The 23,988-nt window shown below is 65.1% G+C and carries 20 protein-coding genes and 1 pseudogene; 11 read left to right on the top strand and 10 right to left on the bottom strand.

The features are described 5' to 3' along the window. Positions 1–194: 194 nt before the first annotated feature. Together C2H86_RS23030 and C2H86_RS23025 are read right to left on the bottom strand one after the other, a co-directional pair. On the bottom strand, positions 195–1,091 hold the full coding sequence (locus C2H86_RS23030; RefSeq protein ID WP_159409986.1) for a DUF2950 domain-containing protein: 897 nt from the start codon (positions 1,089–1,091) through the stop codon (positions 195–197). Then, complete coding sequence (locus tag C2H86_RS23025; RefSeq protein ID WP_159409985.1) at positions 1,088–2,551, bottom strand: DUF3300 domain-containing protein; 1,464 nt, start codon at positions 2,549–2,551, stop codon at positions 1,088–1,090. The genes C2H86_RS23030 and C2H86_RS23025 overlap by 4 nt, the downstream gene beginning before the upstream one ends. A 221-nt stretch (positions 2,552–2,772) precedes the next feature. Between C2H86_RS23025 and C2H86_RS23020 the strand changes: the two genes are divergently transcribed. The 3 genes from C2H86_RS23020 to C2H86_RS23010 all read left to right on the top strand — a co-directional run bounded on the left by C2H86_RS23020 (position 2,773) and on the right by C2H86_RS23010 (position 4,310). Continuing rightward, the gene (locus C2H86_RS23020; RefSeq protein ID WP_159409984.1) at positions 2,773–3,024 is read left to right on the top strand and encodes a hypothetical protein; all 252 of its coding nucleotides are present in this window, start codon (positions 2,773–2,775) and stop codon (positions 3,022–3,024) included. Positions 3,025–3,102: 78 nt separating this feature from the next. Continuing rightward, positions 3,103–3,486, top strand: a complete 384-nt coding sequence (locus C2H86_RS23015; protein ID WP_103446933.1) for a VOC family protein — start codon at positions 3,103–3,105, stop codon at positions 3,484–3,486. 104 nt (positions 3,487–3,590) lie between these two features. Further along, positions 3,591–4,310: a TorF family putative porin gene (locus C2H86_RS23010; RefSeq protein ID WP_159409983.1), complete on the top strand. Its 720-nt coding sequence runs from the start codon at positions 3,591–3,593 to the stop codon at positions 4,308–4,310. On the opposite strand, the gene C2H86_RS23005 is transcribed toward C2H86_RS23010, so the two are convergent. Continuing rightward, positions 4,307–5,185, bottom strand: a complete 879-nt coding sequence (locus C2H86_RS23005; protein WP_159409982.1) for a DMT family transporter — start codon at positions 5,183–5,185, stop codon at positions 4,307–4,309. The genes C2H86_RS23010 and C2H86_RS23005 overlap by 4 nt on opposite strands. Before the next feature lie 123 nt (positions 5,186–5,308). Between C2H86_RS23005 and C2H86_RS23000 the strand changes: the two genes are divergently transcribed. Continuing rightward, positions 5,309–5,950 (top strand): cupin domain-containing protein, encoded by a 642-nt coding sequence (locus C2H86_RS23000; protein WP_159409981.1) that lies wholly within the window; start codon positions 5,309–5,311, stop codon positions 5,948–5,950. Between the two features lie 192 nt (positions 5,951–6,142). On the opposite strand, the gene C2H86_RS22995 is transcribed toward C2H86_RS23000, so the two are convergent. The 5 genes from C2H86_RS22995 to C2H86_RS22975 form a co-directional block, all read right to left on the bottom strand. Beyond that, entirely contained in the window at positions 6,143–7,678 is a 1,536-nt protein-coding gene (locus C2H86_RS22995; RefSeq protein ID WP_103447873.1) for a DHA2 family efflux MFS transporter permease subunit, read from the bottom strand. Next, a complete protein-coding gene (locus tag C2H86_RS22990; RefSeq protein WP_159409980.1) occupies positions 7,675–8,868 on the bottom strand; it encodes an HlyD family efflux transporter periplasmic adaptor subunit in 1,194 nt (397 codons plus the stop codon). Before C2H86_RS22990 ends, C2H86_RS22995 begins: the two co-directional genes overlap by 4 nt. A 30-nt stretch (positions 8,869–8,898) precedes the next feature. Beyond that, a complete protein-coding gene (locus C2H86_RS22985; RefSeq protein ID WP_159409979.1) occupies positions 8,899–9,372 on the bottom strand; it encodes a MarR family winged helix-turn-helix transcriptional regulator in 474 nt (157 codons plus the stop codon). A 112-nt stretch (positions 9,373–9,484) separates the two neighbouring features. Next, entirely contained in the window at positions 9,485–10,114 is a 630-nt protein-coding gene (locus tag C2H86_RS22980; protein WP_159409978.1) for a response regulator transcription factor, read from the bottom strand. Between the two features lie 12 nt (positions 10,115–10,126). Continuing rightward, positions 10,127–11,533: a sensor histidine kinase gene (locus C2H86_RS22975; RefSeq protein ID WP_159409977.1), complete on the bottom strand. Its 1,407-nt coding sequence runs from the start codon at positions 11,531–11,533 to the stop codon at positions 10,127–10,129. A 194-nt stretch (positions 11,534–11,727) separates the two neighbouring features. On the opposite strand from C2H86_RS22975, the gene C2H86_RS22970 reads away from it, so the two are divergent. The 3 genes from C2H86_RS22970 (at position 11,728) to C2H86_RS22960 (ending at position 16,307) form a co-directional block, all read left to right on the top strand. After that, positions 11,728–13,350, top strand: coding sequence for an acyl-CoA synthetase (locus C2H86_RS22970; RefSeq protein ID WP_159409976.1), 1,623 nt, complete (start codon positions 11,728–11,730; stop codon positions 13,348–13,350). An 18-nt stretch (positions 13,351–13,368) separates the two neighbouring features. Next, positions 13,369–15,138 (top strand): acyl-CoA dehydrogenase C-terminal domain-containing protein, encoded by a 1,770-nt coding sequence (locus tag C2H86_RS22965; RefSeq protein ID WP_159409975.1) that lies wholly within the window; start codon positions 13,369–13,371, stop codon positions 15,136–15,138. A gap of 161 nt (positions 15,139–15,299) precedes the next feature. Next, complete coding sequence (locus C2H86_RS22960) at positions 15,300–16,307, top strand: FecR family protein (protein WP_159409974.1); 1,008 nt, start codon at positions 15,300–15,302, stop codon at positions 16,305–16,307. A gap of 4 nt (positions 16,308–16,311) precedes the next feature. Here the strand turns inward: C2H86_RS22960 and C2H86_RS22955 are convergent, their stop codons facing one another. Next, on the bottom strand, positions 16,312–17,631 hold the full coding sequence (locus C2H86_RS22955; RefSeq protein ID WP_159409973.1) for a Na+/H+ antiporter family protein: 1,320 nt from the start codon (positions 17,629–17,631) through the stop codon (positions 16,312–16,314). Positions 17,632–18,020: 389 nt separating this feature from the next. Here C2H86_RS22955 and C2H86_RS28805 point away from each other — a divergent pair. From C2H86_RS28805 to C2H86_RS22940, 4 genes and pseudogenes are all read left to right on the top strand, one after another. After that, positions 18,021–19,367 (top strand): annotated as a pseudogene (locus tag C2H86_RS28805) (chemotaxis protein); the annotation flags it as partial. Between the two features lie 150 nt (positions 19,368–19,517). Next, entirely contained in the window at positions 19,518–20,273 is a 756-nt protein-coding gene (locus tag C2H86_RS28800; RefSeq protein ID WP_422764118.1) for a methyl-accepting chemotaxis protein, read from the top strand. 84 nt (positions 20,274–20,357) lie between these two features. Next, complete coding sequence (locus C2H86_RS22945) at positions 20,358–21,359, top strand: ABC transporter substrate-binding protein (RefSeq protein WP_159409971.1); 1,002 nt, start codon at positions 20,358–20,360, stop codon at positions 21,357–21,359. Next, positions 21,356–22,204 carry an ABC transporter permease gene (locus C2H86_RS22940; RefSeq protein ID WP_159409970.1) on the top strand — a complete coding sequence of 283 codons (849 nt, stop codon included), beginning with the start codon at positions 21,356–21,358 and terminating at the stop codon, positions 22,202–22,204. Before C2H86_RS22945 ends, C2H86_RS22940 begins: the two co-directional genes overlap by 4 nt. Before the next feature lie 24 nt (positions 22,205–22,228). Here C2H86_RS22940 and C2H86_RS22935 read toward each other — a convergent pair whose 3' ends face one another. After that, positions 22,229–23,716 (bottom strand): aldehyde dehydrogenase family protein, encoded by a 1,488-nt coding sequence (locus tag C2H86_RS22935; protein ID WP_159409969.1) that lies wholly within the window; start codon positions 23,714–23,716, stop codon positions 22,229–22,231. Between the last annotated feature and the right edge of the window lie 272 nt (positions 23,717–23,988).

The raw sequence follows: 23,988 nt of genomic DNA, 5'->3' as shown, positions 1-23,988 counted from the left end.
CGCTTTTGCCAAGCGCAAAAAACGGAAAATTTGCGGGCAATCGGCACAACCATCCCTGTTCGCTCTGCACACTTTTTATCGATTTGAAGAATGCAATCTGTGCGTCAAGACCTGTTTTGAGGCGCACGCGCACCAAAGCGGAACAGCACTGGGTAGTTTTCACCCAGCCTGCCGCTGGCGGTGCGCGCTGGCCGTCATTCGCTGGCGTTGACGTCTACCTCTTTCCAGCTGTCATCCGGGTCGAAGCGCTTCATGGCCTTGGCAATCTTGTCCCCCTGCGGCCCCAGGTCCTTTTCGAACACCTGCCCGTCGTGGCTGATCATGAAACTCATGACACCACTATCGTCGTATTTCGCCGGCCAGGCGACCAGGGCGAAGCCGCGGCTCATCTGGTTGCCGATCAGGTAGCTGTAGGCGCCACCCGGTGCCGACGGGCCCTGGGCATCGAGGATGCGGAAGTGATAACCGTACCAGGCATCACCCACCACATCCTTGCCGAACAGCGGCCCCAGCGGGCTGATATCGCCGCCCTCTTCGTCCGCCCAGAACAGGCCGTCATGCTTGCCGGGCGTGCTGAAGATCTGCTGGGCATATTCCAGTGCGCCGTTGCCGTTGCGGTCCTTGGAGGCGTAGTCCATCTGTGCGTCGTGATAGGCAAGCACCGACTGCATGGCCGCCAGTTCGTTACGACCGATACGCCGGGCGCGGATTTCGGCGCTGCCGGCCTTGAGGTCGAAGCGCCAGCCGTTGGTAACCTTGGTCAGCGGAATGGGCAAGGTCCAGTGATCGGGGCCAACGGCCAGGATGGCCTTGTTGTCGCCCTGCTTGTCGATCTGATGCTCGGCCTTGTATTGCGCCAGGAAGGTATCGACATCACTGCGTTGCACACCGCCACGTGGTATGTACGTGCGCCAGTCATCTCCGAGCAACTGCCCCAGCCGCGCTTCGTCGGCGTGCTCGACGCCCAATGCCTGGACGAACGCTTCGACCGCTTTCTCCGGGCTCGGGAATGCTTCCTGCGCCGTGGCCAGGTTTGCCCAGGCCAGGCCCAGGCCGATCAGCAACGCAGCAATCGTTGCCTTGATGTTCATCGACGGCCACCTCCACCACCGCGACGCATCGGCGCACTGGGCCGGGATATCTGATGCCCCGCTGCGCGCGAGGCGTTGGGCCGTTGGGCGAACGACTGGCTGGTGCGACCGCGGTTGGCCTGGGCCAGGGTGCGCGACGGTGAACGTACCCCGTCGAAGGCATTGTTGCGGGCCCTGCCTGCACTGTTGCCCGGGCGGTTCTGCATGGCCTGCCTGGCCTGGCCTTCACCCTGGCGGCGCTGCTCGAGCTGGTTGCGCGCCTGCTGGCTGTCACGGCTATTGCGGGGTTCTGCACGGCGATCGGCGAGGCGCGAGTCGTTCGCGCCACCCTGCATGCGGTTGCCCACGCCGCCTTCGGCCCGGGCTTCGCGCGCACTGTTGAGGGCTTCGCGGTTACTGGTGGCAGGGCGTTCGATACCTGCGCGGTCCATTGAGGCCCTGGCGCGGTCACGGGCCTGGGTGCGCTGAGCATCATCGCCACGGAACGCGGCGCGTTGGGTGGCCCCGTCGAGCTGGCGACCATACTGCTGGCGGCTGCGGTTGTCGCGGTATGGCACGCCATCGCGGTGCACGGCATTGTGCTGCCACTTGTTCTGGTTGTTGGTGATGCGGTTGTTGGCGTTGATGTTGTTGTAGCGATTGACGTCGATATCGACGTCACCGTGGCCCCAGTCGCAATCGCCCCACAGCGAGTTGACGATTGCCACGCCGGTACCGAATGCCAGCCCGGCCATCAGCGCGGTGCCCGCGTAGTACATCGGCGACGGCGGGTAATAGACTGGCGGCGAGGCCGGGTAGGCCCAGGTTCCGTAGGCAGTGGTCGGGTTGTAGGTGGGTACGTACACCACCTGCGGGTCGGCCGGCTGAATGATGATGGTACTGGTCGATGAGCTGCTGGCAGGTGCAGCCTGCGAACCGCCCGAGCTGGTCGGAGCCGGAGCCGCTGCGGGCGCGGCCTGCACCGTGACGTTCTGGTACTGGTTGCTGGTCAGGTTGCCAGCCGCCTGGGCTTGATGGCGCAAGCGCTGAACGCCGGCCATGACGTCATCGGGTTGCGCCAGGAAGGCATCGCCCAGCCGCTGGACCCAGACCGGATCCTGGCCGAGCACCACCAGTACCTGCGGGAACGCCACCAGTGCCTGCACGCTCGGGTCCCAGGTCTGCTTGGCCACCTGCTTGACCGCGTCATCGCCCTGGGCCTTGGGGTTGGCCTTGGACCAGGCCACCGCCTCGGTCACCTCGCCTGGATAAGTCGAAGCCATCAACACCTGGGCCAGCAGCGCATCGGGATACAGGGCAATCGGCGCGAGCATCTGGTCGAGCTGCTCCTGGTTGAACACCGCCTGCTTGGCTTCGGCAGGTGCAGGGTCAGGTGCTGGCGGGTCGTCGGCCAACGCCAGGCTGGTAACACCGTCAAGGCACAACACCAACGACAGGACGCATAACAATGGCAGGCGCATCGCAGTTCCCCATCTGGCCAAGATACGTGAAATGAATGACTTGCAACGCGGGCAGTCGACGCAGTGCGATAAGGGTAGCAAAGGGGCAGCTTTCGACCACTGCGCTGCAACTTGCAGCAGCCTCGATAGTCACTATCGACAACACCAATTTCTACCGATCGCCAGCAATCAATAACCTAGCTCCATCGATTCCCACCGCCCGAATCCTGGAGCTTCCCCCGATGAACACCACGGCCCGCCTGCTGCTCGCTGCACTCTCCGCCACCGCGATCGCCGTGCTCACCGGTTGCGCCAGCCATCCCGAACTGCGCCCCTACACCGCAGAAGAGACCCGTCAGTTACAACTTGAGTCCATCCAGCGCCAGAGCCTGTCACTTGACGAGTACGAACTGCGCAAACGCGTCATCGAGCGTTCTACGAGCCAGCAAGCGGTCACTGATGTCGCCGAGGCTCAGCCTGCGATCAAAGGCTGAGTTGAAAGAGCGGATCAGCGCACTATCATGGCCCTGCCCGGACTGATCGCCTTCAGTCCCTGTCACCGAGGCTGGCCAATGATAGATCACCTGGACCATCTGGTCCTCACCACCACCGATGTCGAAGCCTGCACCGATTTCTACACGCGCGTGTTGGGCATGCAGCTGGAAACCTTCGGCAATAACCGCCTGGCGCTGCGCTACGGTAACCAGAAAATCAACATCCATGTCCGCGGCCATGAGTTCGAGCCCAAGGCACATCTACCGGTACCCGGCGCCCTGGATCTGTGCTTCATCAGCCAGGTCAGCCTGGAACAGGTGATCGCTCACCTGCAGAAGGTGCAGTGGCCAATTATCGAAGGTCCCGTTGCACGCACTGGCGCAACTGGCCCGATCCGTTCGGTGTACGTACGTGACCCTGACCTGAACCTGATCGAAATCGCCGAACCCCTCGGGGTATGAACTGCCCTGACCAATGGTCGAGTAATGGCCACCGCCGGTAGCCTCCTGGCAGCCAACACAGGTATCCTCGGCCGCTCAAGCGCAAGCCTTCCAGGACGGTGACCATGACCAGGCCCCTGCTGTTGCTGACGGTGGCCCTTCTCTCGAGCCCGCCACTTCACGCGCAACAGATCCAGCGCCAACTGGGCGATTTCGACTTCAAGCTCGGCACCACGCCCTCGCGCAGCATGGCCCAGGGGCTGATCTCGCCGAGCGCGGTGGGCGCCTTCCACGGCGGCATCGACCTCAGCCATCCCAACGGCTGGTACCTCGGCCAGTACGCGCCGAGCATGGGCGTGACGCCCGACTCGACCCTGCGCCTGGACAGCTACACCGGCTACAAGCACCACTTCGACAGCACCCTCGGCTACGAAGTGGGCCTGATCCACTACAGCCAGCCGAATATCGCCGGCGCCGACAGCTTTGCCCTGTACGGCGGCATCTCGGTACTGGGCAGCCGTTTCGGCGGCGCCTGGCGCGACAACCCGGACAACCGCACCGGCACGCTGTTCGCCGACTTTGGCCAATTGCCGTTGTTCGATATCGACCTGACCGTCAAGCTCGCCCACCACCGCCTGGGCACCCCCTTCACCATCGGTGACGGCAGCCAGATCAACGGGTTTTCCGACTGGTCGCTGGAGCTGTCGCGGCCATGGCTGGGCATCGACCTCAACCTGATCTACAGCAACTCCGACCTCAGCGGCAGCGGCTGCGACGCCTATGCCGGCATCAACACCTACTGCGAAAGCATGGTCACCCTCAAGGCCCAGCGCAGCTTCTTCTAACGTGGCCTGACCGGCAGCAGAGCCAGCGCCACGCCACCGAGCACCACCAGCGAGGCAAGCAGCAGGCGCAGCGACATCGGCTCGCCGATCAGCACCACACCGCCCAGCGCGGCGATGACCGGCACACTGAGCTGCATCGTCGCCGCCTGCTGGGCACTGACCTGCTTCACCACCCCGTACCACACTGCATAGCCCGCACCGGAGGCCAGCACCCCCGAAGCCAGGGCATACAGCAACCCGGCCGGGCTGACATGGGTGCGCGCCAGTGCCAGCATGGCCACGCCCAGCACCAGTAGCAGGGGCAGACTGCGGACGAAGTTGCCAGCGGTGTCGGCCAGCGGGTTGGGCGAACCTTTACCCAGCAGCGAATAGGCGCCCCAGGCCACGCCGGAGGCCGCCATCACCAGGGCACTGAGCAGCGGGGGCGCTTCAGCACCGGGCAACAGCAGCAGGACCAGGCCGGCGAACGCGATCAGCATGCCCAGCAAGGTACGTGCGCTGAGGCGTTCGCCCCTGAGCCAGGCGACGGCGAACATGGTGATCTGCACGGCACCGAACAGCACCAGGGCACCGACGCCGGCACCCAGCTGCAGGTAGGCCACGGAAAACAGGTAGGCATAGAGGTACAGCGCCAGCCCGCCCTTCCAGCTGCCACCCAGGACCATGCCCGGCTTGCGCAGGCGAATCAGCATGAGCAGGAACGCCGCCCCGCTGGCCAGCCGCACGACGGTGAACGACTCGGCATCGATAGCGCCATCGCGCAGGGCCAGGCGGCAGAAAATCGAATTGGCGGCGAAGGCCACCAGGCTGAACAGCGCTGGCCAGAGCCAGGGATTGTTGCCTTGACCGGCGATGGCGGTAGTGCGGGCACTCATGGTGTGGTCACCTCTGAGATGGAATTTCTTATTTGTGGGCGTTTTAAAGCCTTTATCGAGATCCCACAACAGCTGATCATAGGTGGGTACCTGTCCCGGCCTTTCAACATCAGGAAAACCGCCATGCTCCCGGACCGCCTGAACGCCGACCTGACCTTGCCCGCCATCATGCACGGTGCCGACCTGCCGTGGCTGGCCAGCCCGCTGCCCGGCGTCGAGCGGCGCCCGCTGTTTCGCATCGGCGGCGAGAAGGCCCGGGCCACCAGCCTGGTGCGTTATTCCCCCGGCAGCCATTTCAACGCTCACCAACACCCTGGCGGCGAGGAATTTGTAGTTCTGGAAGGTGTGTTCGAAGATGAGCGCGGCCAGTACCCCGCGGGCAGCTATGTGCGCAACCCGCCTGGTAGTGCTCACGCGCCACGGTCTGGCGAGGGCTGCACGATCTTCGTTCGCCTGCAGCAGTTACATCCTGAAGACGGCCAACAGCTGGTCGCAACGTTATCGGCGCTGGGCAATCAACTGCTGTTCTCGAACGCCCATGAACAGGTGTATCTGAAGCACGTGCTACCCGGCGCCCCTGTCGACCTGAACAACGCGCGTGGACTGGAATGCATGCTTCTGCAAGGCAGCCTGGACGGCGCGGACTTTAGCCTTCAGCCGCTGAGCTGGATGCGCCTGCCGCCAGGCACGCCCTTGCAGGCACGCGCCGGCGCTCAGGGTGCTCGTTTCTGGATCAAGGACGCTGCACTCAACCTGGGCCTCTGATCTTGCGAAGGGAGGTGACGGGCATGGATGCCCGTCACTGCGGCCCAGGATGGGCCGTTCAGCGCGGTCCTCCCGGGAGCAAGACCGGAGCGAGGGAACCCCGGAGCGCAATTTGCGTCGACTGAACTACCGCGCGCTTAGAAGCCAAAGCAAAAGCAGAGCAAGAGCAAGAGCAAGAGCAGCGTTACTGCCTCAATGCCCCGCCGAAGCCGGCCCTGCCTTGGCGGTAAACGGCGGCTTTGCCAGCCACACCAGCAGAATCAACCCGGCAAACACCCAGGTCATCAGGGTGAAGTAATCCACCGTCGACATCATGTACGCCTGTGCATTGACGATCTGCTCCAGCTGCGCATAATTCTGCGAACTCGCCCCGCCCAACTGCTCCAGCGTATGTCGCGTCGCCGGGTCGAACTGGCTGATGTGCTCGCTCAGGTACGCATGATGCTGATCCGCCCGACGAATCCAGATCCACGTTGTCAACGACGCCGCAAAGCTCCCCCCCAACGTCCGCAGGAAGGTCGCCAGCCCCGAACCATCCGCAATCTGATGCGGCGGCAGGTCCGACAGCAGGATGCTCAAGGTCGGCATGAAGAACAGCGCGACGCCAATCCCCATGAACAACTGCACCAGGGCAATGTGCTGGAAGTCCACCTCGCTGGTGAACCCCGCGCGCATGAAGCAACTGGTGCCAATCGCCAGGAACGCCAGCCCCGCCAGCACCCTCAGATCGAAGCGGTGCGCGTACTTGCCCACGAACGGCGACATGATCACCGGCAGCAAACCGATCGGCGCCACCGCCAGCCCCGCCCAGGTGGCGGTGTAGCCCATCTGCGTCTGCAGCCACTGCGGCAGGATCAGGTTGATGCCGAAGAACCCCGCATAACCGCCGACCAGCACGATGGTGCCGACGCGAAAATTGCGGTGCACGAACAGCCGCAGGTTGACCACCGGGTGGCGGTCGGTGAGTTCCCAGATGATGAAGATCGCCAGGAACACCACCGAAATCAGCGTGCCAATGATGATGAACGACGACTCGAACCAGTCCAGGTCATTACCTTTGTCCAGCACCACCTGCAACGCGCCCACGCCAACGATCAACGTCAGCAGGCCGATGTAGTCCATCGGCTGGCGGCTGGTGACCACTGGCCGCGTGCGCATCTGCTGGCGTACCACGGCCGCAGCGAACAGGCCAATCGGCACGTTGATGAAGAAGATCCACGGCCAGCTGTAACTGTCGGTGATCCAGCCACCCAATATCGGCCCGGCAATCGGCGCCACCACCGTGACCATCGCCAGCAAGGCCAGGGCCATGCCCCTTTTCGCGGGTGGATACACGGCAATCAGCAAGGTCTGGGTCATCGGGTACAACGGCCCGGCCACCACACCTTGCAAGACACGGAAGCCCACCAGCTCCGGCATCGACTGGGCGACACCACAGAGGAACGACGCCAGCACGAACAGCAGCGTGGCCCAGATGAACAGCTTCACCTCGCCAAAGCGCCGGCTCAGCCAACCAGTCAGCGGCAAGGCAATGGCGTTGCTCACCGCGAACGAGGTGATCACCCAGGTGCCCTGCTCGTAGCTCACCCCCAGGTTGCCGGAAATGGTCGGCAGCGCCACGTTGGCGATGGTGGTGTCGAGCACCTGCATGAAGGTCGCCAGCGACAGGCCGATGGTGGTCAGCAGCAGGCTCGGCGGGGTGAACTGCGCCGGGGCGTTGTTGCTCATCGCTGCGCCGTCTTGCCGGTGGCGCTGTTCTCATGGATCAGCCGGGCGATCAGGTTATCGGCCTCGACCAGCTGGCGGTCGTACACCTGGGTGGTGTAGCTGGCCTGCTGCGGTGGCTGCTGGGCCAGGGTCGGGCCGCTCTGGTCGTGCAGGTCGACCTCGACCACGGTGGACAGGCCGATGCGCAGCGGGTGGTCCTTGAGCTGGTCGGGGCTGAGGTGAATGCGCACGGGTACGCGCTGGACGATCTTGATCCAGTTGCCGGTGGCGTTCTGCGCCGGCAGCAGGGCGAAGGCGCTGCCGGTACCGGCGCCGAGGCTGTCGACCGTGCCGCTGTACTTGACCGCGCTGCCGTACAGGTCGGCGCTGATTTCCACCGGCTGGCCGATGCGCATGTCGCGCAGCTGGGTTTCCTTGAAGTTGGCGTCGATCCACACTTCGTTCAGCGGGATCACCGCCATGGTCGCGGTGCCCGGCTGCAGGCGCTGGCCAAGCTGCACGGTGCGCTTGGCGACATAGCCGGTCACCGGCGCCACCAGGGTGGTGCGGGCGTGGTCGAGGTAGGCCTGGCGCAGGTCGGCTGCGGCCGCCATGACCTCAGGGTGCGAGGACACCACGGTGTCGTCGACCAGCGCGGTGCTGGTGTTGAGTTGCTGGCGGGCGGCGTTGACGGCGGCCTGGGCCACGGTCAGGTCGTCACGGGCGTGGGAGATTTCCTCGGCGGCAATCGCACCGCTGTCGGCCAGCACCTTGCGCCGGTTGTAGTTCTGCTGGGCCTTCTGCAGTTCGGCCTGGCGGGTTTCCAGTTGGGCCTTGAGCGAGTCGACGTTGCTGTACAGCCCGCGCACCTGGCGCACGCTGCGCGCCAACTTGGCTTCGGCGGACTGCAAAGCCACTTCGCTGTCGGACGGGTCGAACTGCAACAGCACCTGGCCGGCATGCACCAGGTCGCCGTCATCGGCGCCGATGCTGGTGACGGTACCCGTCACCAGCGGGGTGATCTCCACCACGTTGCCATTGACGTAGGCATCGTCGGTGCTTTCGTGCCAGCGCCCGACCAGGCTGTACCAGGCCCAGGTGCCGGCGCCGGCGAGCAGCACCAGCAACAGCAGGCCGAGCAGCCAGGCCTTGCGCTTGCCCGACGCTGGCGCGTCGGCGGAGGGAGTTGCGGTGTCTGTGGGAGTGGCCATGACAATACCTTGGAATATGCGTAACAGGGATCAACGATCGCCGAAGCGGCGGATCGTCAGAGGGTCGCCGGCGCCAAGAAGAACCTTGGCCAGCAGGCCTTCGAGGGTCTTCAGCTCGTCTGGCTGCAACACGCCGACCAGTTCGTTCATCGCCGCCGCGCCGATCTCCGGCAGGCGGTCGGCCAGGCGCTGGCCATCGGCGGTCAGCGCCAGGCGCACCTGGCGGCGGTCATCGGCGCAGCGGTTGCGCAGGATCAGGCCCTTCTGCTCGAGACGGTCGAGCATGCGGGTCATCGAACCGCTGTCCAGGCCCAGGTAGCGGCACAGTTCAGCCGGGGTATCCACCTGGTACTGGGTGACGATGATCAGCACCTTGAACTGTGCGGCGGTGACGCCCTCCGATTCGAGGTGCCAGTCGAGAATGCGGTCCTTGAGGATCGCCGCACGGCCCAGCAGCATGCCGATGGCGCAGGTCTGGAAGTTTTCCGGGTTGAAATGGGACATCGGGGTCGGCTCGGGCAATTGTTTAAAAATATTACTGCCTAGGCAGTGAATGTCAAAGCTTTGATTAGGGGGCTATGCAAATATTCATGAAACGGCCGTTGCCGGCGACGTTTCACAGGGCGCGCAAACCCAGCGCCTGCACGGCCCCGCAGGCAATCGCCATGCCCACCAGTTCGGCCAGGCTGCCGGCCTGCAGGCGCTTCATCACCCGCCCCCGGTAGAGGTCCACGGTCTTCACGCTGATGCCCAGGCGCTCGGCAATCTCGCGGTTGTTCAAGCCTTGGGCCAGCGGCACGAACACGTCGCGCTCACGGGGTGTGAGGGCATCCACGCGTGCCTGCACCGCGGCCAGCACCAGGTCGTCCTGACGTGCCTGCCCTGCCCGCTCCAGTGCCGCCTGCACGCTGTCGAGCAGCAGCTGGTCACTGTAGGGTTTTTCGATGAAGTCGCTCGCCCCGGCCTTGAACGCCCGTACCACGATCGGCACGTCGGCATGGCCGCTGACGAAAATCACCGGGATCTGCAGGCCGCGCTCGCGCAGGGCCTGCTGCACCGCCATGCCACCCAGCCCGGGCATGCGCACATCGAGCAGCACGCAGGCCGGCCCATCGTCCACACAGGCCTCGAGAAACGCCTGGCCGCTGGCGAACGGCACGCCCTGCAGGCCAACCGATTCCAGCAACCACACCGTCGAATCACGCATGCCCTGGTCGTCGTCGACCACATACACCTTCGCTAGCACCCTGCTCTCTCCTTATCCCCGGTTCACTGCCAGGCGGCAGCACAACACCAACCCGCCCACCTCACCCGCACGCGCCCAGAGGCTGCCGCCAAACCCTTCGATCAGGCTGCGGCTCATGCTCAGGCCCAGGCCCAGGCCATCGGCCTTGCTGGTACTGAACGGGGTGAAGATCTCATCCAGGCGCTCGGCAGCCACGCCCGGCCCCTGGTCGGCGACCTCGATCAGCACCCCATCGCCCTCGCGCGCGGCGCCGAGCAGGATACGTGACGGCTGCGCGCCATGCTGCTCGCGGTTGGCCTCGATGGCATTGCGCAGCAGGTTGAGCAGCACTTGTTCGAGCAATACCCGGTCGGCGAACACCGCCGGCAATTGCCCGCTGAGGCGCAGTTCGACAGTGACCTGATCACGTGCGGCCTCCCAGGCGCACAGGCGCATGGCTTCGGCCGCGACTTCGGCCACTTCCACCGCCTGCAGACGCCGCGGCCCCTTGCGCAGGAACGCACGCAGGCGGCGAATCACCTCGGCGGCGTGGGTCGCCTGCTCGGTGATGCGTTGCAGGCCCTGGCCGACCCGCTCACGCGCCTGCGGGTCGCGCTCCAGGCCTTGCAGGTAGCGTTGGCTGGCATTGGCATAGTTGACCACCGCCGCCAGCGGCTGATTCATCTCGTGGGCGATCCCCGACGCCAGTTCGCCCAGGGTGGCGAGCCGGGCGCTGTGGGCCAGGTTCTCCTGGGCCTCGATGCGCAGGGTGATGTCACGCGACACGCTGACCACTTCCACCACGGCGCCCGTGTAGGTCTCGCGGATCGCCCGGCTGGCGATCTCGAACCAGCGATAGGCGCCGCTGGCATGGCGAACACGACAGGTCGTGGTGTGGTAACCGTCCTGATCCAGGGCGGCGGCGGCCTGGCGTAGTACCTGGCGCCGCTCGCGCGGGTGCAGCAGCGCCCGCACCGGCATGCCGCGCAGTTGCTCCGGCCATAGGCCAAGCAGGCGGTAGGCAGCCGGCGAGGCGTCGAGAAAGCGGCCGTCCGGGCTGTGCCGGGAAATGAGGTCGGTGGTGTTCTCGATGATCAGCCGATAAAGGCGCCGGGCGCGGCTGGCCTCACGGGCGCCCTGGCGCTCTTCGCTGGCATCGCGACAGCGTGCCAGCACCCACTGGCCCTGGTCATCGGGAATGAAGGTCCACAGCAGAATGCGTTCGCCGACCTGTTTTTCCACATCGGCGATTGCCCGGTGCTGGCGCAGGCAGGCTCGCACCAGCGCCGCGGCATTGCTCGGCAGCCAGTCGCCCAGCGTGGCGCCCGCGCCGATCAACGCCTGCAGGGCCGGGTTGCTTGCCAGTACGCTGGCATCGGCAGCCAGCAGCACACTGGGTTGTGGGTCCTTGGCGAGCAAGGGTGAAAGGGTCTGATCCACTGTCGGCGCTCTTTAATCTAGTAGTTTTACTATATTGCTATAGTCGATATTCCATCTACGATAGCGGTTCGCGTAAAACTGCGACAGGGGCAAGCGGCCATCGGCGCGCTGCCCGCACCCTGATCAGAGCTAACAATCAGCCACCGGGGGGCCACACGCACAACCTGCGTCTGCCTCCCCTACAGGATTACCGTATGTCGATCTTCGCCCAGGGCCTGATGCCCGCTGCCGTCAACCACGTCGCCCTCACCCCGCTGAGCTTCATCGAACGCACCGCCGCCGTGTACGGCGATTACCCGGCCGTGATCCACGGCGCCATTCGCCGCGACTGGCGCGAGACCTACCAGCGCTGCCGGCGCCTGGCCAGCGCCCTTGCCGGGCGTGGTGTCGGCCGCAGCGACACGGTGGCGGTGATGCTGCCGAACATTCCGGCCATGCTCGAAGCGCACTTCGGCGTGCCGATGATCGGCGCCGTGCTCAACACCCTCAACGTGCGCCTGGACGCCGAAGCCATCGCCTTCATGCTGCAGCACGGCGAGGCCAAGGTGCTGATCACCGACCGCGAGTTCCACGGAGTGATCGCTGCGGCCCTGGCCTTGCTCGAACACCCGCCGCTGGTGGTCGATGTGGATGACCCCGAATACGGCGAAGGCCGTGCGGTCAGCGACCTCGACTATGAAGCCCTGCTGGCCGAAGGCGACCCGGACTTTGCCTGGGAATGGCCCGAGGATGAATGGCAGGCGATTTCGCTGAACTACACCTCGGGCACCACCGGCAACCCCAAGGGCGTGGTCTATCACCACCGTGGTGCCTACCTGAACGCCATCGGCAATCAGATGACCTGGGCCATGGGCCACCGCCCGGTGTACCTGTGGACCTTGCCGATGTTCCACTGCAACGGCTGGTGCTACCCCTGGACCATCACCGCGCTGGCCGGCACCCACGTGTTCCTGCGCCGGGTCGACCCGCAGAAGATCCTCACCCTGATCCGCGAGCACCGGGTCAGCCACCTGTGCGGCGCGCCCATCGTTCTCAACGCCCTGGTCAACATGCCCGAAGCCGCCAAGGCCGCCATCGAACATCCGGTGCAAGCCATGGTCGCCGGCGCCGCACCACCGGCCAAGGTCATCGGTGCGGTCGAGCAGATGGGCATCCGGGTCACCCACACCTATGGCCTGACCGAAGTCTACGGGCCGGTCACCGTCTGTGCCTGGCATGACGAATGGGACGAACTGCCGTTGGAGGAGCGGGCGCGGATCAAGTCGCGTCAGGGCGTGCGCTATCCCACCCTCGACGGTCTGATGGTCGCCGACCCGCAGACCCTGCAGCCGGTACCGCAAGACGGCAACACCCTGGGCGAGATCTTCATGCGCGGCAACACGGTGATGAAGGGCTACCTGAAAAATCCCGAAGCCACCGCCGAGGCCTTCCGCGGTGGCTGGTTCCACACCGGCGACCTGGCCGTGTGGCACGCCGATGGCTATGTCGAGATCAAGGACCGGCTCAAGGACATCATCATTTCCGGCGGCGAGAACATCTCGACCATCGAAGTCGAAGACACCCTGTACAAGCACCACGCCGTACTCGAAGCCGCCGTGGTCGCCCGCGCCGACGACAAATGGGGCGAAACGCCCTGCGCCTTCGTCGCCCTCAAGCCCGGCCACGAGCAGACCCGCGAGAGCGACATCATCAGCTGGTGCCGCGAACACCTGGCCGGCTTCAAGGTGCCCAAGACCGTGGTCTTCGGCGAGCTGCCCAAGACGTCCACCGGCAAGATCCAGAAATACGTCCTGCGCGACCGCGCCAAGGCCCTGTGAACCGTTATCGAGCCTGACATGACCGACTACACCGCTCCATTGCGCGACATGCGCTTCATCCTCCATGACGTGTTCCAGGGCCCTGCCCTGTGGGCGCGCCTGCCCGCCCTGGCCGAGCGTGTCGACGCTGAAACCGCCGATGCCATTCTTGAGGAGGCCGCCAAGGTCACCAGCCAGTTGATCGCCCCGCTCAGCCGCAACGGCGATGAGCAAGGCGTGCACTTCGACGCCGGCAACGTCACCACTGCGGACGGCTTTCGCGACGCCTGGCGCACCTACCGCGAAGGCGGTTGGGTGGGCCTGGGCGGTAACCCCGAGTATGGCGGCATGGGCATGCCGAAGATGCTGGGTGTGCTGTTCGAAGAGATGCTCTACGCCGCCGACTGCAGCTTCAGCCTCTATTCGGCGCTGAGCGCCGGCAGCTGCCTGGCCATCGATGCCCATGCCAGCGAAGCACTCAAGACCACCTACCTGCCACCGCTGTACGAAGGCCGCTGGGCCGGCACCATGTGCCTGACAGAGCCCCACGCCGGCACCGACCTGGGGCTGATCCGCAGCCGCGCCGAACCCCAGGCCGACGGCAGCTATCGCATCAGCGGCAGCAAGATTTTCATCACCGGTGGCGAGCAGGACCTGACCGAGAACATCGTCCATCTGGTGCTGGCCAAGCTGCCGGACGCCCCTGCCGGGGCCAAGGGCATTTCGTTGTTCCTCGTGCCCAAATACCAGGTCGAGGCCGACGGCAGCCTCGGCCCGCGCAACGCCGCGCACTGTGGTTCGATCGAACACAAGATGGGCATCAAGGCCTCGGCCACCTGCGTGATGAACTTCGATGGCGCCAGCGGTCACCTGGTCGGTGAGCCGAACAAGGGCCTGGCGGCGATGTTCACCATGATGAACTACGAGCGCCTGTCCATCGGCATCCAGGGCATCGGCTGCGCCGAAGCGTCGTACCAGAGCGCCGCACGCTACGCCAACGAGCGCCTGCAAAGCCGCGCCGCCAGCGGCCCAAAGGCGTCAGAGAAAGCCGCCGACCCGATCATCGAACATGGCGATGTAAGGCGCATGCTGCTGACCATGCGCGCCCTCACCGAAGGCGGCCGCGCCTTCGCCGCCTATGTCGGCCAGCAGCTGGACCTGGCGCGCTACGCCGAGGACGGTGGTGAGCGCGAGCATGCCCAGCGCCTGGTCGCGCTGCTGACCCCGGTGGCCAAGGCGTTCTTCACCGACAACGGCCTGGAAAGCTGCGTACTCGGCCAGCAGGTGTACGGTGGCCATGGCTACATCCGTGAGTGGGGCCAGGAGCAGCGCGTGCGCGACGTGCGCATCGCGCAAATCTACGAAGGCACCAACGGCATCCAGGCCCTTGACCTGCTCGGGCGCAAGGTACTGGCCGATGGTGGCCAGGCCCTGGCCTGTTTTGCGGCTGAAGTGCGGGCCTTCAGCGCCGGGGCACCGCTGCACCGCGAAGCCTTGCAGGCCAGCCTGGCACGCCTGGAAGCCACCAGCGAATGGCTGCGCACACGAGCACGCGAGGACGCCAACCTGGTCAACGCCGTGGCGGTGGAATACCTGCACCTGTTCGGCCTGACCGCCTATGCCTACATGTGGGCGCGCATGGCGGCGGTGGCCCAGGCCAGGCACGCCGAAGACCCGGCCTTCCATGGCGCCAAGCTGGCCTGTGCGGCGTTCTTCTTCCAGCGCTTGCTGCCGCGCAGCCTGGCCCTGGATGCCAGCATCCGCGCCGGTAGCGCCAGCCTGTACGCGATGACGGCCGAGCAATTCTGAGGCGGCAAGGGAGCGCTTCGTGCTTGCCGCGAAGCGTTCTCAAACGCTGGAAATCCCTTGCGCAACCGACGAAAAACACACATAACTGATAGTCATTCGCCATTACCTCGGTTCTCGGGAGCCCCTTTGCAGGGGTAGAATGCGCAAAACCCGGAGCCATGATGAACCAAGACCGCCTCAATCCCAGCCCAGACGAAGCCATCACCGATGCCGCCGCGCACTGGTGCATGCGCCTGCACGCCGACGATTGCACGCAGGTCGAACGTGAAGCGTTCGCCCGCTGGCTGGCGGCCGACCCGCGTCACGCCGAGGAATACCAGGCGATGCTGGAAATCTGGCAAACCGCCGACCTGTTGCCCCGCACCGCCACGGTCATCGACTTCAATCCACCTGCACGGCACGCGCCACGGGCACGCAACTGGCGGCCATTGGCGTCGGCAGCGGCGTTGGTCCTGCTGGCGTTGCCGCTGGCCGGATGGGTGGGTTGGGAGCAAGGCTGGGTGCCCAATCACTACCAGCATTTCGAAGCAGGCAATGACACGCGGACCGTGCAGTTGAGCGACGGCAGCACGGTCGAGCTCAACCTGCATACCGAGCTGACCTACCTCAACTACAAGGACCAACGTCAGGTCACCCTCAAGCGTGGTGAAGCCTTCTTCAAGGTGCAGCACGACAGCAGCCACCCGTTCATCGTCCGCGCCGGCCGCGGCCAGACCCGCGTCACCGGTACCCAGTTCAATGTCTGGAAGTATCAGGACCAGGTCAAGGTCACGCTGGTGCAGGGTTCGGTGCTGGTCAGCAGCGACGGCGGTGCTGGTGGCTACCGCCTGGGCCCTGGCATGCAGGCCAGCTACCACACGGGGGATTTCGAACCGCAGCTGGCCGAGAACGACGACTACGACAACAGCCTGGCCTGGCGCAACGGCAAGCTGGTGCTCGACAACCTGAGCCTGGAACAGGCCCTGCCGGTGATCAACCGCTACCTGGACGCCCCGCTGCTGCTGGCCGACCCCGGTACCGGGCGCATTCGCATCAGCGGCATCTACAACACCCGCGAAGTCGAGCGGCTGGTGGACAACCTGCCCAAGGTGCTGCCGATCTACCTGACCCGCAGCAAGGACGGCAGCACCGTCCTCAACAGCATCTCGCCACCGCCCGACAAGGGCTGACGCCTTACAGGGTCATTGCCGCCAGCCAACCGAATGCCAGCAACGGCAAGTTGTAGTGGAGGAAGGTCGGAACCACGGTGTCCCAGATGTGATGGTGCTGGCCATCCACGTTCAGCCCCGAGGTCGGGCCGAGGGTCGAGTCCGACGCCGGTGAGCCAGCGTCGCCCAGGGCACCTGCGGTACCGACGATGCACACCGTGGCCAGCGGGTCGAAGCCCAGTTGCACGCACAGCGGCACGAAGATCGCCGCCAGGATCGGCACCGTCGAGAACGACGAACCGATGCCCATGGTCACCAGCAACCCCACCAGCAGCATCAGCAAGGCGCCAATGCCCTTGCTGTGATCGATCCATTGCGCCGAGGTCTCGACCAGGCTCTGCACCTCGCCGGTGGCTTTCATCACATCGGCAAAGCCGGACGCTGCGATCATGATGAAGCCGATCATGGCCATCATCTTCATGCCTTCGGTGAACAGGTCGTCGGTGTCTTTCCAGCGCACGATGCCCGACAGCGAGAAGATCAGGAAACCGACCATGGCGCCGATGATCATCGAGTCCAGCCACAGCTGCACGATGAATGCCGCGGCGATTGCCAGCCCCGCCACCAGCAGGGTCAGCGGGTTGTACTGCACGCTGACCTGCTCGACCTGCTCGATGCGCGCCAGGTCGTAGTCGCGCTTCTTGCGGTAGCTGATGAACACCGCCAGCAGCAGGCCGACGAACATGCCGGCCGCCGGAATGGCCATGGCGTGGGTGACATTGACCCCGCTGACATCGACCCCGGCACGGGCGACGTTGGCCAGCAGGATCTCGTTGAGGAATATGTTGCCAAAGCCCACCGGCAGGAACATGTACGGCGTGATCAGGCCGAAGGTGATCACGCAGGCGATCAGCCGGCGGTCGATGCGCAGGCGCGTCAGCACGTACAGCAACGGCGGCACCAGCAGCGGGATGAAGGCGATGTGGATGGGCAGGATGTTCTGCGACGACACCGCCACCACCAGCATCAGGCCGATCAGCAGCCATTTGACCTTGCCGCCGTTGGCATGGCCCTGGCGGTCGATCATGTTCAGCGCGCGGTCGGCCAGGGCATGGGCCAGGCCCGACTTGGCAATGGCCACGGCGAAGGCGCCGAGCAACGCGTAGGAAAGTGCCACCGTGGCACCGCCACCGAGGCCACCGTTGAAGGCCTTGAGCGTGCCTTCGATGCCCAGCCCGCCGACCAGGCCACCGACCAGTGCGCCGATGATCAGGGCGATGACCACATGCACGCGGGACAGGCTGAGTATGAGCATGATGCCGACGGCGGCGATCACTGCGTTCATGGTTTGGGGTTCCTCGTAACGGCAGACAAAAACCGCGCACTCTGACGGAGTGGGAGGGAGATGTCAAAAGCGCCATATTTCGGCGTATTTCGCTGGAATTTTAAATTGAATGTTTGAATAAAGAAAAATAGGCGTGAGCCGATATAGGGGGAGGCTCAGAGGTGCTTGCCTTTAGGTCTTCAGTGCCTGTGAGATCGAGCGCCGCCCGCGCGGCGCATCGCGAGCTGCGCTCGCTCCTACGTTTGTTTCGGGCCAATCATTCCTGTGGGATTTGCGCGCGGACGCCTTGGCGCATGGCACGAGACCGCGTCGTACGAACAAGGCGGTCGCGCGCGCCTGTCACAGGCGTTACTGGCCAGAAATAAACGTAGGAGCGAGCGCAGCTCGCGATGCGCCGCGCGGGCGGCGCTCGATCTCCCAGGCGCCAAAAACCCCAAGGCAAACACCTCTCAGCTCCACCACCAAACCCTTACTGCCAGAAAAAGGGATTCACCCCCATGCCTTTGCGACAACTTTCCATCCAGTGGAAGATCACCCTGCTCGCCGGTCTCTGCCTCGCCGGCATCGTCACCCTGCTCGTCGGCCTTTCACTGTACCGCATGGACCACAGCTCGGACCTGGTCAAGGCCAGCAGCATGCAGATGCTCACCGAAGCTGCGCAGTCGCGGATCGAGTCGCAAGGTGAAGTCCAGGCCCTGAACATTCGCCGCCAGTTCATGGATGCCTACCAGTACGGCGCGGGCTTCTCGCGCCAGGTGCTGTTCCTGCGTGAACAGGCAGAAAAACGCTTCCTCGACGCCTTCGACCTGCGTGAGGACCTGACCCGTCAGGTACGCGCCGCGCTGCAGGCCAACCCTGACCTGCTCGGCCTGTCGCTGGTGTTCGAGCCCAATGCGCTGGACAACAAGGACAGCCTGTTCGCCGGCAAAGCCGAGCTGGGCAGCAACGAAACCGGGCGCTTCGCCCTGTACTGGTCGCAACCGCGCGCTGGCCAGCTGACCGCCATGGCCCTGCCCGAGCACGACATGGCCAATACCGAGATCGGCCCCAGCGGCCAGCCGGCCAACACCTGGTGGAGCTGCCCGCGCAGCACCGGCAAGGTCTGCGTGGTGGAGCCGTACTTCTACGACATCGACGGCCAGCGCGTGCTGATGACCAGCATCGTCTTCCCGCTGGCGGTCAACGGCAAGATCATCGCCACCCTGTCCATCGACATCAACCTCAACAGCCTGCAGGCCCTGAGCCAGGACGCCAGCCGCAGCCTCTACGAAGGCCGCACGACGGTCGGCATCCTCAGCCCGGTCGGCCTGCTGGCCGGCTACAGCGCCGACGCCAGCAAGCTGGCCCAGCGTTTCGACCAGGTCGACCCGCGCCAGGGTGCCGAACTGGTGCGCAAGCTGGCCACTGGCAAGCTGAGCATCCTCCACGACCAGGCACGCCTGAAAGTTCTGGCCGCTTTCGAACCGATCCCTGGCGCCCAGCCCTGGGGCGTGCTGCTGGATGTGCCGGAAAATGCCTTGACCGGCCCGGCCGAAGCGCTCAAGCAAGAACTGGACACCCTGAACACCAGCGGCACCCTGCTGGAGCTGGGCCTGGGCCTGGCCGCGGCGATCGCCGGCCTGCTGCTGGTGTGGTTGATGGCCCGTGGCGTGACCAAGCCGATCCTCGGCGTGGCCGCGATGCTCAAGGACATCGCCAGCGGCGAAGGCGACCTGACCCGCCGCCTGACCTACGACAAGCGCGATGAACTCGGCGAGCTGGCCGGCTGGTTCAACCGCTTCCTCGACAAGCTGCAACCGACCATCGCCGAGGTGAAGCGCTCGGTGCAGGCCGCCCGCGGCACCGCTGACCAGTCCTCAGCGATTGCCACTGAAACCAGTGCTGGCATGGAGCAGCAGTACCGCCAGGTCGACCAGGTGGCCACCGCCTCCCACGAAATGAGCGCCACCGCCCAGGACGTCGCCCGCAGCGCCGCCCAGGCCGCGCAAGCCGCCCGCGAGGCCGACCAGGCCACCCGCGAGGGCCTGGCGGTGATCGACCGCACCACCACCAGCATCGATGCCCTGGCCGCCAACATGAGCCAGGCCATGGCCGAAGTCGAAGGCCTGGCGCAGAACAGCGAGAAAATCGGTTCGGTGCTGGAAGTGATCCGTTCTATCGCCGAGCAGACCAACCTGCTGGCGCTGAACGCCGCCATCGAGGCGGCCCGTGCCGGTGAGGCCGGCCGTGGTTTTGCCGTGGTCGCCGATGAGGTGCGCAACCTGGCCCAACGCACCCAGGAGTCGGTGGAAGAAACCCGCCAGGTGATCGAGGCCCTGCAGACCGGCACCCGCGATGTGGTCGGCAGCATGGACCACAGCCATCGCCAGGCCCAAGGCGGTGTCGAGCAGGTCGGCCAGGCGGTGACCGCGCTGCAGCGCATCGGCCAGGCGGTCAGCGTGATCACCGACATGAACCTGCAGATCGCCTCGGCCGCCGAAGAGCAGAGTGCGGTAGCCGAAGAGATCAACAGCAACGTCGCGACCATCCGCGATGTCACCGAATCGCTGTCGGGTCAGGCCAACGAATCGGCGCGGGTCAGCCAGTCGCTGAACAGCCTGGCCAACCAGCAGCAGGCGCTGATGGACCAGTTCCGCGTCTGACCTGCCGGGGCCGCTCGCGGCCCCGAAAACCTCCTCGTCTACACTTGCCCGCAACGCAAGAAGCAGTAATCGACGAGGCTCCTCATGAAAAAGATCCCTGCGCTGCTGGCCGGCCTTTTGCTCACCTTCGGCCTGGCCAGCACCGACAGCGCCGCATCGGCGGAAAACAGCAAACCCATCCACTTCGGCGCGCTCGGCTGGGAAAGCGGCGCCCTGACCACGGAAATCCTGCGCCACATCGTCGAGCACGGTTACGGCTACCCCACCGACACGCTCCCCGGCAGCACCGTGAGCATGGAAGTGGCACTGGCGCGCAACGACCTGCAGGTGATCGCCGAAGAATGGGCCGGGCGCAGTCCAGCTTGGGTCAACGCCGAAAAGGCCGGCGAAGTGTTCGCCCTGGGTGACACGGTGAAGCACGCTGAAGAGGGCTGGTGGGTACCCGCCTACGTGGTCAAGGGCGACAAGGCCCCTGCCCCTGACCTGCGTAGTGTCGAAGACCTCAAGCGTTATTCGTCTGTGTTCAAGGACCCTGAAGACCCAGTAAAAGGCCGCTTCCTCAACAGCCCCAGCGGCTGGACCTCGGAGATCGTCAATAGCCAGAAGCTCAAGGCCTACGGCCTGGAAGGCTTGTACACCAACTTCCGCACAGGCTCGGGCGCTGCGCTGGATGCCGAGGTGGACTCGGCGATCCGCCGCAAGAAACCCGTGCTGTTCTACTACTGGAGCCCCACGGCGCTGATTGGTCGTTACGACCTCGTGCGCCTGCAGGAACCCCCGTTCGATGCAGCAGCCTGGGCCACCCTGACCGACGCGAAAAACCCCAACCCCAAAGGCAGTCAGTCGTTGCCGGCAAAGCTTTCGATCGGCGTGTCCAAGGCATTTCGCGATGGCTACCCGCAGCTGGTGGCGGTGTTCGAGAAAGTCGACCTGCCCATCGACCGGCTGAACAAGGCCCTGGCAGAGATGAACGAAAAGCGCCTGCCAGCCACTGATGCCGCCAAGGCCTTCCTGCGTGCCAACCCGGATGTGTGGAAGGCCTGGCTACCCGCCGACGTGGCCGGCAAGGTCGAGGCTAGCCTGTGAGTACGGGCTTCCCCGAAGCCCTGCAACTGTCCTTCGCCGACACCATCAACCGCCTGGTCGACTGGTTGGTGCTGCACTATGGCGACCACCTGCGCAGTGTCTCCGACCAGTTGCTGCAATTGTTGGTCGGCCTGGAGAACCTGCTACGCCTGATGCCCTGGTGGCTGCTGTTGCTGCTGGTCGGCCTGCTGGCCTGGCACGCCAGCCGCAGCCTGCTGCGCAGCGTGGTGCTGGTCGCGCTGCTGGCGTTCATCGGCGTGCTCGGGCTGTGGGACAAACTGCTGCAGACCCTCGCCCTGGTGCTGGTCAGTACCGGCCTGTGCGTGCTGATCGGCGTGCCGCTGGGCATCCTCCTGGCCACCCGCCCGCTGGCCCGGCGCCTGCTGTTGCCGGTGCTGGACGTGATGCAGACGCTGCCGGCCTTCGTCTACCTGATCCCGGTACTGATGCTGTTTGGTTTGGGCAAGGTGCCGGCGGTGTTCGCCACCTTGATCTATGCCCTGCCGCCGTTGGTGCGGTTGACAGAGCTGGGCCTGAGCCAGATCGACCCCTCGTTGCTGCAGGCCGCCCACGGCCTGGGTGCCGGCCGCTGGCAGCGGCTGCGTCGCATCGCCCTGCCGCTGGCGCTACCGAGCATCATGGCCGGGCTCAACCAGTCGGTGATGATGGCGCTGTCGATGGTGGTGGTGGCGTCGATGATCGGTGCCCGCGGGCTGGGTGAGGATGTGCTTGCAGGGATCCAGACCCTCAACGTCGGCCAAGGGGTCGAAGCGGGGCTAGCCATCGTTGCGCTGGCGATGGTGATCGACCGAATCAGCCAGGCGTATGGGCGCACCCGCCGCTAGGCGCGCTCACAAACCTGGATTGACTCAATACCTGATCATCACCGACTTCAGCTCGGTGTAGTCCTCGATGAACGCGCTGCCGAACTCGCGCCCCACACCCGAAGCCTTGGTCCCGCCAAAGGGTACTGCCGGGTCGAGGAAGGTGTGCATGTTGACCCACACCGTGCCGGCCTCGATCTGCGGAATCAGCCGCAATGCCTTGGACAGGTCGTTGGTCCACAGGCTGGCGGTCAGGCCATAAGGGCTGTCGTTCATCAGCTCGACCAGCTCTTGCTCGTTGTCGAACGGCAGCACGCAGACGATCGGCCCGAAAGTTTCCTCATGCAGCAGCGGGTCGCTGGCACCGTTGGCCAAGACCACGGTCGGCTCGACGAAGTAGCCCGGCCGGTCCACTGCCCTGGCACCACACACCACCGTGTTGTTGGCCCGCGCCCGCTCGAAGAAACCAAGAATCTTCTGCAGGTGCGCGGCATTGGCCAAGGGCCCGAACTGCGCCTCGGGGTCCAGTGCCGAACCGATCTTCATCTGCCCCAGCGCCACACCCAGCTTGCGGGTGAACTCCTCGACCTTGCTGTGGTGCACATACAGCCGCTCGGGCGATGCACAGACCTGCCCCTGGTGCACATAAGCCGTTTGCACGATACCGGCCACGGCTCCATCGACATCGACATCAGCCAGCAGCGCTGCGGCATTCTTGCCGCCCAGTTCCAGGGTGGCGCGGGTCAGGTTGGCCGCCATGGCCGCCTTGCCCACCGCTATACCGGTCGGCACGGAACCGGTGAAGGCTACCTTGGCCACGTCTGGATGCTCGATCAGCCGCTGCCCGGCCTGCCCCCGGCCGTTCAGCACGTTGAGCGCGCCTGCCGGCACACCCGCCTCGATCGCCAGCTCGGCGATGCGCAGCAGCGTCAGCGGGGTGAACTCGCTGGGTTTGATGACGATGGTGCAACCGGTGACCAGCGCCGAGGCGATCTTCCAGATGCCGATCATCACCGAGAAGTTCCACGGCACGATGCCGGCCACCACGCCCACCGGCTCGCGCAGGGTGAACGCGGTGTAGCGCTCGCCGGCGAACGATGGGATCGACGGCGTCATGGTCTGCCCGGTGATCTTGCTCGCCCAACCGGCGAAGTAGCGCAGGAACACCACGCTCTGGGCGATCTCCAGGCCGCGAGTGAGGTTGATCGACTTGCCCGAGCACAAGGTTTCGAGCTGCGCCAGCTCTTCGGCATTGGCCTCGATCAGGTCCGCCAGGCGGTTCAGAACCACGCCTTTGTGATACGGCGAAGCCTCGGCCCAGGCGCCCTTGAAGGCTTGCCGCGCACTGCGCACCGCGCGCTCGACCTCGGCAACGCTGGCCTCGGCCACTTGAGCGATGACCGTGCCGCTGGACGGGTCATGGATGGCGATCGACGGCCCCGCCTCGCCCGCCAGGTACTGGCCCTCGATGAAATGGCCATGGGGCCTGGCGAGGAACTCGACCACGGCAGGTAACAGCTGGATATCGCTCATGACATGACTCCTGGATGGCAGTGCAAGAAGGTGTGCCGAGCGATATTCAAACGCCCGCCCACCCGCCTGCCAGCCCCGCACGACGTTTTGTCAGGCAGCCTCAAGAGAATGTCACGCTGGCCAAATCGCCGCGCTGGGTCGGGCGGCACACTGCGATGACTGTGCGCTCCCACTGAATCACGCAAGCGTTGTACCTTTCGCCCGCTCGGTCAGCGGGCTTTTTTTCGCCCGTACATGAAGCCCTGGCCAACCAGGGCTCCACCCGTGCGCTC

This window comes from Pseudomonas putida, assembly GCF_009883635.2.
GTDB classification, from domain to species: domain Bacteria; phylum Pseudomonadota; class Gammaproteobacteria; order Pseudomonadales; family Pseudomonadaceae; genus Aquipseudomonas; species Aquipseudomonas putida_W.
The sequence above is the reverse complement of the archived record's forward strand: the minus strand, read 5'-3'. Positions and strand labels throughout refer to the sequence as shown.